The organism is Chondrinema litorale, assembly GCF_026250525.1.
In the GTDB taxonomy this organism is placed as follows: domain Bacteria; phylum Bacteroidota; class Bacteroidia; order Cytophagales; family Flammeovirgaceae; genus Chondrinema; species Chondrinema litorale.
In genome coordinates, this window is the sequence record NZ_CP111045.1 from 470993 (window position 1) to 484305 (window position 13313).

A 13313-nucleotide genomic window follows, 5' to 3' on the forward strand; every position below is an offset into this window, starting at 1 on the left:
TTTACAATAGTAAGTTTTTACAGGTCAGTAAATTTTTTACTTTCCTGTTTCTTTTTTTTAATTCTCTAAAACAAAAATTATTGAAGATGGCATTTTAGCTTCTGGAAAGCTCGGTTCGATCATATCTATCAGGTTTAAATCACAGCTTTTGAACATAGAAACCCAACTAGAAAGTGTTCTCGAATACCATGAATGAGGAGAAACAAAATTGCCTTTTAAACCCTTCCAAGAATCTTCTACCCATTGATTTTTATAAAAACCTGTAACAGTTGCAAAACTAAATGGATGCAATGTTTGGATAAATATCTGCCCATCGGTTGACAGACTTTTCTTAACCTGATTCAATAATGCTCTTGTTTCTTCATGTTTGTAAAGGCAAAAATTTAACACGATTCCATTATATGGAGCCTCTGGTATTTCTTTCCCAGCTATAATCTCTTCAAAAGTGAGATGGTAAAAAGAGTTCTCACTTTTAGATTTAGCATGTTTAACCAACTCTTCTGTACCATCTACACCAACTGCTGTTTTTTGCCCATTTTGAGATATTGCTCTTGTAAGCCAACCTTCGCCACAACCTAAATCAAGAAACTTCTGCCCTTTTGCGGCTAACACTGTATCCGCAATGGCTTTATTAGTTACTTTGCGAGATTCAATACCTTCCATATCTAGCACTTTAATCCACTCCTGTGCATTGAGTTGCCACGAATTTAAAACTTCATTGTCTGTTGCCATTTTGTATGCGTGATTAGTTGAATAAAAAAAGTGCCTCGAATACATACAATTAGTTAAACTGTTAGCATCAAGGCACCAGTCTGATAATTAAGAACTTAATTGTTTTACAATTGAAATGTAAAACAAAGTTTTTTAGATAGCTGGATCAGCAGGAGTATTATTGTTATTATTTCTCTCTCTTGCTGGATACGGATAAAAGTTTCTATTTCTTTCATCAGTAAAAACTTGTGAGTCAGTACTTGGTTCAGGTCTATCGAATCGTCTACTATCCTCTAAACTCATTCCATTAAGATAGAGCTCTATACATCTATTTTTGTAGATTTCTAAAAGCAATGCCTCTTCAGAAACTGTTCCATCATACTCACCTAAACTAGCATTAACACCAGTAGGATCATCAGTTTTAGTTAAAAGAGAATTTAAAGCCTCAACTGAAGCATTTAAATCAGGAGATCCTTTTCTGATGTTCGCTTCAGCAATAATTAACAACATTTCTCCGGGCTGATAAACAGGTATCAAATCTGTAGCTGATTGATAAAATCCGGTTAATTCTTCGTATTCAAAGCCATTTTCGTTTGCAGTATCTAATGAACTTAAGAAGAAATCTATTCTTGCATCTGTTGTATCAATCTCAAAAGATTCAGGCAATCCAAAATCATCAGCAGGCATACAGTATCCTAAATTTACAATTCTAGACCACAAAGGGTTTTGGTTTTGAGAATCATAAGCGAAATAAGAAGCAGAAGATAAATCAACTGTATTTGCAGCTGTTATTGCTGCATCATATTCACCAACAAATAAATTGTATCTAGCAAGAAAAGCATTAATGCAGTTAATTAAATCTACATTTCCTAATAAAACATCACTATCAAAACCTGCATCAACAGAACCTCCAAGTAGTGAAGAAGCTTGCTCTAATAGAGCAATAGCTGTCTCGAAACCTTCAGTTCTACTTACAAAAGCAGCATCGTTACTTTGGCTTGTTTCAACCACAACTTGCTCGAAGTTTTGAGCTAATGTTCCTATACTTATTGCTTTAAAGAAATATGCATAAGCCAACATGGTATTTTTTGTTTCTTCTTCTAAAGTAACATTTTCAGCTCCATATTCAAGTTGATTGCACATTTCTACAATCCTTAACATTGTAGCCCAAATACCACTTACATTTGAATTATCATTTGGCAATACACTACCTCCATCTTCTAATTCTAATAAATTGATGTAAGTTGTAGTCCTTACCAATTCACGAGTAGTCATTCCAGGAGTTTCAGTAATGTATAAAAGCCCAGTTGTTGAATAGAGTTGTTTTATACCTACACTCAAAGCGATTAGCCCCTCACTACTAGTTAAAATTTGTTCGTCTGTTGGTGCATTCGGATTTGCAAAATCTGTTTCACATGATGAAAATATCACCATAGAAAGCACCAAAAAAGATGTATATATATTTATTATTTTCTTCATTTGAATATTCTTTTTAGGTTTAGAAAGTGACATTTACACCAAATTGATATGTTCTTGGAATAGGCACACCAGCAAAATCAAAACCTCTTACACCATTGCTCTGCCCAGTAGTGTTAATTTCTGGATCCCACGAAGTGTAGTTGTCAAACGATAATAAGTTACGACCCACTAATGTGAACTTTACAGTTTCGATAATGTCTGACTTTGGATTGATGTAGTAACTCAAAGCAATTTCTCTCAATTTCACAAAAGAACCATCAGTAATAAACTCCTCATAAATACTGTAAGTAGCTCTACTAAATCCTTTTGGTAAGTCGCCGTTCAATTCAGCTTCTGAAGAAGTACCACCACCAAAACGGTTAATTACCCTTTTATTCCAATCGAATACATCGTATCCTTGAACTGCATCAAATTGCACTCTTAATCCAAGTTTCTTGTAGCTAAACTCATTGATTAATGAACCGAACCAATCAGGATTTGGATCACCTAGAATCTTTGAAGAGGTGCCATCTTCCGCTGTACCTGCAGAAGGTAGTCCATCAGTACCATATACTATATTTCCATCTTCATCACGCTCATAAAAACCTCCTTTAAAAACACCTATTGATTGTCCTGGAATTACATAACTTGCTGAGAAACTATTCGGTAAAGTGATTGATTCTCCTACTACTTTATTAACTGTATTATCATTTGAAGAATAAGTTGCCGTTAAATCCCAATTAAAATCTTTTGTTTTAATTACTGATGCTCTTACTAAAAGCTCAATACCTTTGTTCGTTAAAGCACCTACGTTTTCGTATCTGGTAGTATATCCAGAAGAAGAAGCTAATTCTCTTTCAAGTAAAAGGTCTTCAACATCTTGGTTGTAGTATGTTAGCTCGAAACCTAATCTGTCGTTTAGTAAGCCTACATCTATACCAATTTCAAACTCTTCTTGTCTCTCTGGCCTAAGATCACTGTTACCCAGAACTGTAGCAGGAACAACACCACTTGTACTATTAATTGACACAGCATTATAATTAGAAAATCTGTCGAATGCACCTAATGCAGTTAAGTTCCCAGCTTGTCCCCAAGAAGCTCTCAATTTAAATGTTGGTATGGTTGCTCCAAAAGTACTTTGCCAGAAGTCCTCTGATGAAATAAGGTAAGAAGCACTTGCTTTAGCATATACTTGGTTTCTTTCATCAGTACCGAAAACTGAAGCTCCATCAAGTCTTAAAGCACCTGTTAAGAAGAATTTCTCTTTAAACCCAAATGTTTGCTGAGCAAAAGCACCCCAATAAGATACTTCACTTCTATAATCTGATTGACCGATAATTGTACCAGCAGAAGAAACTTGAGCAGCTGGTACAAGATCTTGAGCTGTAAGAGAGATACTTTCTAATGTTTGATTTTGCCATGTACCACCAATTACACTAGTCGATCTAATATCTGGAGAAATATTAAAATCATAGCTAAGATTTAAATCACTATTATATTGAAATACATTTGCATCTCCTCTTGTAGCATAACCACCTCCATATGCATTGGAGGTATTACCAATTGGCAAATATCCTTTACCAGATTGATTATAATAATCAATACCTAACTGGTAAGTAATTGTCATATTATCTATTGGATTAGCTGTTAAACCTAAGTTTGTAATAACACGATTTGTTTTTTGTCCAAATTGATAGTTTGCAACAACTTCTGCAGGATTAGAAAACAATGAGTTGCCCGGATAAACACCATATTCATCAGGAGAAGGATCGATTGTATTATCAGCAAAGATAAAACCTGTAAGTGCTCCGTAGTATTCAACCAAACCACCATTCGGAATATCTTGACTAGTACTATTAGTATAATTTAATCCTAAGTTTAAAGTCAACCAGTCGTTTACATATTGATTCAAGTTTAAACGAGCTCCATATCTTTCGAAACTTGAATTTTTAACAATACCACCATTATTCAAATATGATCCAGAAATAAAGTACTTTGTTTTATCTGTACCTCCATTTATAGAAATGAAGTTTTCAGAACCATAACCTTTTCCAAAAATTTCTTCTTGTAAATCGTAACGAGTTACACTCTCAGTGCTTAAATCCGCATAATCTGTAGCATTCACCCAGTCAACTGGAGATTGGTTATAATCTATCTTCTTTCTGAGTTCGTTCATTCTAAAGCTGGTAGATAATGATATTTTTGGTTTACCAGACTGGCCTCTTTTTGTAAAGATTTGAACCACACCATTACTAGCTCTAGAACCGTAGATAGCCGCAGCTGCAGCACCTTTAATTACCTCTATTCTTTCAATATCGTTCGGGTTAATATCAACAAGTCTGTTCTGTGTTGTACCCCCAAGGTCGATTAGTTCATTGCTACTGTTACTTACTATTACTCCATCAACAATGTACAAAGGATCAGAGCTACCAGTAATAGTACTTGGCCCTCTTAATCTTACACTTATACCACCAGCTGGATCACCAGAGTTTTGCTGAATAAGTGCACCAGAAATTTTACCTGATAATGCCTGATCTATAGCTACTGCACCAGTATTTTCTAAATCTTTTGATTGTACGGTAGAAATCGCATTTCCTAATTGCTTTTTACTGGTTGCTACTGTAGACCCTGTAACAACAACCTCATCGAGGCTTAGAATATCTGCCTTAAGAGGAACATCAATTGTAATTTTAGTTTGTGCTCCTAGTGAGACAGGTAAAGTTTGAGAAACATATCCGATAGACCTTACAATTAATTTGTATTCTCCCGGATCAACATTAGTAGAAATTGTAAATTCACCATCAAGATTAGAAATTGTTCCTACATCTGTACCCTCAAGTTGAAGAGTAGCACCGATAAGTGGATCTCCACTTCCCTGATCTGTGATTTTACCCATAATTACATAATTAGCCTGGGCCATCACTTCCGCATTAAAGAAAACAATAAGCCCCATCAACCCTAGCATTATAAGGCGTTTTTTGTAATTGATTACTATTTTCATAGTCGTGGTTTAAATTAAAAAATACTTTATTGTCAAAAGATATGGTTGTTAATGGCTAAGGGCTGACTGCTAAATCGATAAAAACCCGCAAAACGCTTTACTTTTTGCAGCTTTTTAAAGCAAAACTTTGTGTTTATGAGTTAATAATAGAATCAAAAAAATTTATTTGCAATAATATGTGGCAATATTGATGAATATATTGCAAAATATTGCAGGTTATCACCAACGATCATTATATTTCTAATTCTTTGAGAGATTTTATTTATATTATACTCAATTAGCCATAGTTATTTATTACTAAAACAAACACATACAAGCCTTCGGCCTCAAATATTAAGTATGAAAAAAGAAAACAGGCATCAGGTTATTTTACATAATGTAAGCATACATAATAGAGTTTTGCTTTCTGATTTATCTCAATTACTCAATGTTTCTATAGATACTGTTAGAAGAGATGTAGTAGAATTACACACTCAAGGTAAATTAAAGAAAGTACACGGTGGTGCTGTTGCAAATGGATTTCAGTTTAAGCAAAATGTATCTAACGATGAGATCTATGCTGCCGAATGCAAACATGGAATTGCAGATAAAGCTTTAAAACTTATTAAAAACGATCAAGTAATTTTAATAAGTGGAGGTACTACCAATCTAGAACTTGTTAAAAGATTGCCGTTAAAATTAAGAGCTACATTTTTTACACCGAGTTTGCCAATTGCTTTAGAGCTAATGTCTCACCCTACTGTAGAAGTAATACTTATTGGTGGTAAACTGTCTAAAGACTCACAAGTATCTATGGGGGGGTATGCGATTAATATGCTTGCAGATATTAAAGCTGATTTATGCTTTCTGGGAACCGGATACATGGATATAAGCAATGGTCTTACAGAATTTGATTGGGAAGTGGTGCAAATAAAAAAGGCCATGATTCGATCATCTAAAAATGTAATTTCCCTTACGATTTCCGAAAAGTTAAACTCTCATCAAAAATATAAAATCTGCCAACTACAAGAAATTAATACACTTATTACAGAGCTAGATGGAGATCACGAATTACTAACACCTTACAAAAGAATGATTAATACAATACTTTAGCTGCAAAAAAAATGGTGTTTACTGTAAAATACAATAAACACCAAATATTAAGATTTATGGTTGTTGAATTATTATTCACCTCTTAACCATGCAAATGCTTTTTCTCTTTGAGAGAAATATTTATACTCAACACCTGCATTATTATCGGTACTGTTTACAATTTTTTCAACAGTAATTTTATTAAAAATATCACCAGAAACTACAATAGCATTTCTTTTAAATCCTGCTTTAAGAATCTCTGGTTGCCAAACTTCGTTTGTCCACTTTTGATCAGCAACACTTACAACTTTCATATTCACAACATCTCCCATTATAGAGTCTGCCTTATGTTTTTTGAAAGCTTCTAAAATTTTATTCATATTAGCTCTGTAAGTATCAGAGTTCGCAAAACCATTCCAGGTATTTTCTATACAATTAGAATCTGGATGATATTTGATAGATATTACTTTATCCTCAAAAAAAGTTATTGGTTCTGCAATTGTGTTTGATGACATATTTAATTTGTTTAGACTATAAAATAATTACGTTTTTATGCCGTCCAACCACCATCAACCTCAACTATTTGTCCGTTTACATAGGTTGAAGTTGCAAGGAAATAAGCAGCTTGTGCCACTTCGCTTGGTTGACCTGGACGCTTCATAGGAATTTGAGCAAGAGTTAAAGCACCAAATTCCATCATTTGTTCTTGTGTTAAATTATTAGAAATGTTAGTTTGGATTAAACCTGGAGATACAGCATTTACTCTAATACCTTTATCTGCAAGTTCTACTGCCAAACCTTTTGCTACTGCATTTAAAGCACCATCTATTGCATTTCCAGCACTGAAAAGCGGAAGGCCTTTTTTATCTGCAATACCTGAGCAGAAAATAATGTTGCTTCCTTCACCCATAATTGGAACAGCGTAGTGTACACTCATGAATTGTCCATAAAAGCGTGTATCGAGTAATCTACGTACATCTGACATTGGTACTGATTCTACCGGACCAAACCATCCGCCACCAGCACAAGTGCATAGTATATCGATGCTCTCAAAAGACTGTATAAATTCTTTTACAGACTCTTCATTAGATACATCAACTACTTTGTAAGATGCACGTTCGGACATTGTTGCAACTGCGTCTTTTAGTTTAGATTCAGTTCTACCACAAATAGTAACATTTGCACCTTCTTGGTCAAATCTTTGGGCAATACCTAGTCCAATACCTGAACCACCACCTGTAACAATTGCTGTTTTGTTTTCAATGCTCATTTTTATTAATTTATCTTGTTTATAATTGATTGATTTGTTTCAGTTTTGATATATATTTTTATACTAAAAATTGCTTTTTAGCCACTCAAGAGCATCTTCCCTTGATTTGAAATAAGCTACAGACGGATTATCTACATCTTGATATAAGCCATCAAGATTCTTTTTAAGTTGATAATCACTAAAGAAATTATCTGAAGATACGATGGCATTGTATCTTTCAGCCCCAAGAGCTTTTATTGATCTTGGGTACCAATCTTCAGTAGCCCATTTAAGATCTTGTGGAAAAAGACTCATCTTTTTCTGATCGAAAAACCAATGAATCACTTTGTTTTCAGTAGCTATCTCAAGGGCTTTATCCCAAGCAGCTCTGTAGTCCACACTTTCAGATGGACCAGTAAAGTTCATCTCTATATAGTTAGAAGATTCATGATATACAATTGAGATACTTTTCCAATCGTGCTTAATTAGTTGTTTTTCTAAATTGTCGCTGGTCATAATTAAATAATTTTTGTACAATACTAAGATGGAAATAGTATTATTTACATTTAAAACCAACGAATTTCAAACTTGTGTACGTAAACAGCATCTAGAAAGAAATATAATAATTCTAACAGCGAGTATTATTTATACATGATTGATTATCAGACAATTGATTAAAATCAAATTTGTTGCATATCTAACATAATTATGTTATATGCAAATAATCAAAAGGTTGATAATGCATTTTTAAAAGATTTAGCTTCTTTTTTATATAAAAAATTACGTGAAAATAATTTTTACATTGTTTCACATTGAGACTCAAACAACGCGCACACCAATATTGAGTATTTTGAAATGAGGGATAAATGGCAATATTAATACTTTTTTTTAACAATCATTCCATTTGAGATAATTAGCAAATATGTAAAATCATATAAATTTTGTCAAAAACAGAGATTTTCATTTTTGATATTCACTATCAAAATAAAAAAGCCCCATTATAACTTAAATTCTTTCATCCCAATTCTGGGGAATAGTTACCCAAACAATGTAGAGGGAAGTACGCAAAAAAAATATGATTCGAAACCCCAATTAATTAGGGTTTATGCTAAAAAATAGCCTAGAATTAGGGCAAGAGCATTTTTAGTAAGAAATATAATTATTTTTTTAACTGGAATAGTACTTGAAAATATCTAATTAAATTTTGACTTAAACCTTAATACAATGGCTGAAATAAAAATAGAACGCAAAAAGAAATCGGTTTGGCAATGGATAGTTGCATTCATTCTGATTCTAGTAGTAGCTGTTACTTTGATTATAACTCAACTGAGTGAACCAGATAATAGCTATGAGAACCAATACAACTCATCTACTGACACACAACAAGTCGATCCTATAACGGTCAATTAGGTAGATTGAAGAACATTAAGATAAATTTAACTTAACCAAAAACTTAAAATGGAAACTGCTGTAAAAAAATATCACGTACATAAATCCGATCTGTATCCACTATCTCAAATGGATAAATTTAAAGTAGCTAAAGAATATCCAGACGTGAGAGGCTGGGATATTGTTGGAGGTGATGGTGAAAAATTAGGCAAAGTAAAAGATTTGATTGCTGATGTTAAGCATATGAAGATTAGATACCTAGATGTAGACCTCAAACACGATTTTTTTGAAGATGGAGAGTCTTATCAGATTCTAATACCTCTGGGAGTAGCTATTCTTAACAGAGACGATCACAATGTAATTGTTACTGGCATTACTAGCGCAAACTTAGCCAATTTCCCATTATATAAGAGAGAGCCAATATATGTAGTTCGTTCTTATGAAACTGCTGTTCAATCATTCTTCGAAAATAGATTAGATAGACCTCAAACAACCCCAACACCATATAATGATGAGTTCTATCAACATAGAAATTTTGATGATTCAGCCTTCTATAGAGATTAGTATATGAAATATAAATGAGTGTAATTCCAAATAAGGGGAGATAGTAATTATCTCCCTCTATTTTTTGCGCTTAAAACTTTACTCCTACAGTCGTATAAAAACTTCTTCCATCAGATGGAATAATTCCTGGACCGGGATAGCCTGAAGCTCTTCTCGTAAAATACATATTGTTTGTGAGGTTATTACAGCCAGCTTCTAGCAAAAACCATTTATAAGAATAGCTCGCAGAAAAATCCATAACATAATAGGCCGGTATAATTCCCTCAACAGCCGAAGGAGTCTGTGCTGCATTACTGGCATCTGAATACTGCTCATCTGCATAAGAATACAATAATGAGGCTTTTAGCTTTTTCCAACCAAAAGAAAGTCCTGTTTTTAAATTGATATTTGGCACCAATTCTACCTTATTTCCTTTTATAGCAGATTCTTTAGAAGCCACATATTCTGCATTTATTAAAGATACATTTCCAAAGAGTTTTAGCTTAAACTGAGAATCGGATTGTAATAGTTTTAGAATATCTGTATCTGCAAAAGCTTCAAGCCCAATATGCCTAGAATCTCCCACATTGGTTCTATATCTGTAGCTTCTATAATTGGTTTCGTCTACTCTTAAGATTGAGCCAATTCTTCCATTATATCTTAAATAAAATGCACTAATATCGAAATTTAACCAGTCTTGGTATTTGCCTCTAAAACCTAAATCGAAGTTGAAACCAGATTCATCTTGGATGTCTTCATCCACTACCAAATTGGGATTATTCACTCGAATATCGTTAAAGTTGATTGCTCTAAAATTTCGAGAAAAATTACCATAGATTTCTACATCTTCTGTTAGCCAATAGCTTGCTCCCAAACCGAAGAACATGAATGAACGAACACGTTCTTTATCCTCATAAACATTAAAAGTAGAATCTATCCCCAAGCCAGTTTCTGGGTCTTTTACCAAAACTGAAGATTGATAGTAGCCATCTGCTTGTGTATTTATGTACTCAAACCTTAAACCCGGAGTAATGCTCAATTTTTCACTAAGGTTAAATACATTTTCTACAAAGGCTGAGAAATTATTCCCGGGAAAATCAAAGTCAGAATCTTCCAGACTCTCAGGGTTTAAGAAATGAAAATCTGCATCAGCGCCATCTGTGCCGTTTCCTTGCTTTCTTTGCGTATTGCCTTTATAAAATCGGATTCCTGTAAGTAATGCCGAAGGCTGATTAAATGTATTGTAGTGATAAATGAGTCTGGTTTCGTTTCCAAAGTTCTTAAAATCATCTACGAATAAATTTCGCTCGGCGTTATCATCTACTCTATCTATTCGTTGCAAATTGCCGAGAGCATCTCTCCCACCTATTAAACCAAAGTTTCGAACATTCAACAACAGTCTATCGCTAATATCATAATCTAGAGAAAGCGAAAATAGATTCCAATTTACCCTAAACCAGTTTCTATCTCTAATAGATTGTCGAGGGTCTTCATTAAACATCGCATCGGTAAGTCCACCCGGCTGTTTAGCCAGATATTTCATATAGGTGTATTCCAGATTTATTTTTAGTCTAGAAACCGGATTCCAATTTACTCCACCATACCACATATCCAGATCAAACTGTGAGTTTGGTCTCCATCCATCGCCTTGTTTATGCTGATAAAAGGTATAATAATTCAGCTTTTTTACAGTGCCACCCACACTATTAAACGAGTTAAAGAAACCAAAAGAGCCCAATGTTTGTCTTGAAGTAACTTCTATGGCTTTGTCTTTAGGTCCTTTTTTTATGATGAAATTCAGCAAACCTCCAAACTGAGTTCCATACTGCAATGAGGCAGCTCCTCTTACCAATTCAATTTTTTGCAATGCCTCTGTGGGTGGTGTGTAGTAACTTTCTGGATAACCTAAAGCATCAGCACTGATATCGTAACCATTTTGCCTCACATTAAAGTTGGATGTTCTATTTGGGTCTAAACCTCTCGCTCCAATTCCCAATTGCAAACCTGCTCCGTCTGACTCCCAAATATTCAATCCCGGAACGGAAGCATAAATTTGTCTACTATTATTCGTTGCCAAGTTCGCAGCAAGATTAGCTGGCAATATCACTTCGTTTTTCTTTGATGCATAAATTGCCGTTTTTTCAACAGCATTTAAGCGTGTAATTCCATTAAAATCTTGTTCGCCAGTAACTTCCAGTTCATCTAATGTTGATTCGAGTAAAGGCATAGCAAAATCCACAGTTTTACTCGCATTTTTAATCTGGATAGATTTTGTTTGAGTCGCATAACCCAGTAAAAAAGCACTTAATTTATATGTGCCCGGTGATAAATTCTTTAGCTCAAACTCACCATTTTCAGTGGTAATTACTGAAATATTTTTATCATGAACATAGACTTTTACTTTACCAAGCGCATCTCCTGTTTCATTCTCAGTTACTTTCCCAGACACTGAATAGTTCTGACCAACAGCAAAATTGGCTAGAGCAATAAATAAGTTTAATAAAAGAATAGTAAATATCTTCTTCATTGTGCTGCTAATGTTTTTTGGTAAGGTAAAACCCACCATTTGTGCTCAAAACTTTCTTTTATGTTGCTTAAATCAATAGTTGGATCGATAAACAATCTGCTCCCTTCACCATTAAGCGTAACATATGCTTCTGCATAAATTGCAGGTTCAGTAATGCCTTGTTGCTTGTATTCGTCTCTTATATAGTGTGCAAATTGCAATATCATATCTGGCTGAGTCGCCATCATTTTTTCTTGGTTAGGCGTGAGATAATCTCTCGCATATACATCGCCTTTTCTTCCAGTTTCTTTGTCTTCCACATGGAAAACTACATAGCCTGCTTTTTCCATTAACATCACTCTCCATGAAAATCTGTAGCCCTCTTCTGTCCAAAATAAATGACCGGGATAAAACATAAATCGCCAAGGAAAAACCAATTGAAGCAGACAGTAACCAACTAAAAAAGTAATAACTAATTTCTTAGATAGAGCTTTTTGTGGTTGAATTGATGGACTAGAGAAGCTCTTTTTATTTAAGCTAAACAAGCTTTGAACTTTGTAAATTATATTCTGATGGAATTTAGCAGGAAAGAAAATCAGCGTAGCACCAATCATTATAAATGGAAACATGCCTATTGGAAATAGCAACCAAGTGATTACATGAAATGCAACTACAGCCAAATAAGCATACTTGCGCGTGAATTTACTTAATAGAAAAAAAGGAATTGTAAGGTCGTAAATAGCACCAAACCAACTAAATATATAAGCTGTAATTTCATATTGAAACAGCTTACCTAATACTGGAAAATCTGAATGTACTGGCAACCAGATTTTTAATGGCATTGCTTCAAACAACCAATCGGGATTGAGTTTGGCAATGCCCGCATAGACATATACAATTCCCAACTGAAACTGGAAAATAGCAATTACCCATCTCGGAACTTGCTGTTTTAAAATGCTTGGCTTTCTAATAACATCAATTGAGAAATAGCGATGAGCAGGAACCCAAAAGAGCAAAAATGCTACAAGACTTATAAAGTAGTAATGATTGAGGTAATTCGTTTTGTCTATCAATTCAACATAGCTGAACAAAACAAAAAACAGGCTGATTGACACTTTATAAAACCAACCTAACATTACCATAAATGCAGAAATTGCCATCACGGTAAATACCAAATACATCGCAAATGCTGGCAATGGTTTTACCCATTCAAAGCCATAGTAGCTAAAGAAAAAACCGGGTTGAATGTATTGCTGATATATCCATCCATTGAGAATAAACCGAAGGATACTCCAAAGCATAACTGCACCAAACAAGACCCTAAAAAAAGCCAGAGGTGCAATTGACACCTCTTTAAATAACAGCTTGTTAATTTTCTCTTTCAT

11 protein-coding genes are annotated in these 13313 nt (G+C 34.1%); 3 read left to right on the plus strand and 8 right to left on the minus strand.

The features are described 5' to 3' along the window. Positions 1-57: 57 nt before the first annotated feature. The 3 genes from OQ292_RS24790 to OQ292_RS24800 all read right to left on the minus strand — a co-directional run bounded on the left by OQ292_RS24790 (position 58) and on the right by OQ292_RS24800 (position 5170). Complete coding sequence (locus OQ292_RS24790) at positions 58-732, minus strand: class I SAM-dependent methyltransferase (protein ID WP_284686677.1); 675 nt, start codon at positions 730-732, stop codon at positions 58-60. A 132-nt stretch (positions 733-864) separates the two neighbouring features. Continuing rightward, positions 865-2190, minus strand: a complete 1326-nt coding sequence (locus OQ292_RS24795; protein WP_284686678.1) for a RagB/SusD family nutrient uptake outer membrane protein — start codon at positions 2188-2190, stop codon at positions 865-867. Between the two features lie 19 nt (positions 2191-2209). Next, positions 2210-5170 (minus strand): SusC/RagA family TonB-linked outer membrane protein, encoded by a 2961-nt coding sequence (locus OQ292_RS24800; RefSeq protein ID WP_284686679.1) that lies wholly within the window; start codon positions 5168-5170, stop codon positions 2210-2212. 339 nt (positions 5171-5509) lie between these two features. Here OQ292_RS24800 and OQ292_RS24805 point away from each other — a divergent pair, with 339 nt between their 5' ends. After that, positions 5510-6262 carry a DeoR/GlpR family DNA-binding transcription regulator gene (locus tag OQ292_RS24805; protein WP_284686680.1) on the plus strand — a complete coding sequence of 251 codons (753 nt, stop codon included), beginning with the start codon at positions 5510-5512 and terminating at the stop codon, positions 6260-6262. 71 nt (positions 6263-6333) lie between these two features. Here the strand turns inward: OQ292_RS24805 and OQ292_RS24810 are convergent, their stop codons facing one another. The 3 genes from OQ292_RS24810 to OQ292_RS24820 form a co-directional block, all read right to left on the minus strand. Beyond that, positions 6334-6756, minus strand: coding sequence for an STAS/SEC14 domain-containing protein (locus OQ292_RS24810; protein WP_284686681.1), 423 nt, complete (start codon positions 6754-6756; stop codon positions 6334-6336). A 35-nt stretch (positions 6757-6791) separates the two neighbouring features. Beyond that, complete coding sequence (locus tag OQ292_RS24815) at positions 6792-7511, minus strand: SDR family NAD(P)-dependent oxidoreductase (RefSeq protein ID WP_284686682.1); 720 nt, start codon at positions 7509-7511, stop codon at positions 6792-6794. 63 nt (positions 7512-7574) lie between these two features. Next, positions 7575-8006 carry a hypothetical protein gene (locus OQ292_RS24820; RefSeq protein WP_284686683.1) on the minus strand — a complete coding sequence of 144 codons (432 nt, stop codon included), beginning with the start codon at positions 8004-8006 and terminating at the stop codon, positions 7575-7577. A 708-nt stretch (positions 8007-8714) separates the two neighbouring features. Between OQ292_RS24820 and OQ292_RS24825 the strand changes: the two genes are divergently transcribed. Beyond that, positions 8715-8900, plus strand: a complete 186-nt coding sequence (locus tag OQ292_RS24825; protein ID WP_284686684.1) for a hypothetical protein — start codon at positions 8715-8717, stop codon at positions 8898-8900. Positions 8901-8948: 48 nt separating this feature from the next. Further along, positions 8949-9443, plus strand: coding sequence for a PRC-barrel domain-containing protein (locus tag OQ292_RS24830; RefSeq protein ID WP_284686685.1), 495 nt, complete (start codon positions 8949-8951; stop codon positions 9441-9443). 70 nt (positions 9444-9513) lie between these two features. Here OQ292_RS24830 and OQ292_RS24835 read toward each other — a convergent pair whose 3' ends face one another. Beyond that, positions 9514-11949: a TonB-dependent receptor gene (locus tag OQ292_RS24835; protein WP_284686686.1), complete on the minus strand. Its 2436-nt coding sequence runs from the start codon at positions 11947-11949 to the stop codon at positions 9514-9516. After that, positions 11946-13313: an HTTM domain-containing protein gene (locus tag OQ292_RS24840; protein ID WP_284686687.1), complete on the minus strand. Its 1368-nt coding sequence runs from the start codon at positions 13311-13313 to the stop codon at positions 11946-11948. The genes OQ292_RS24835 and OQ292_RS24840 overlap by 4 nt, the downstream gene beginning before the upstream one ends.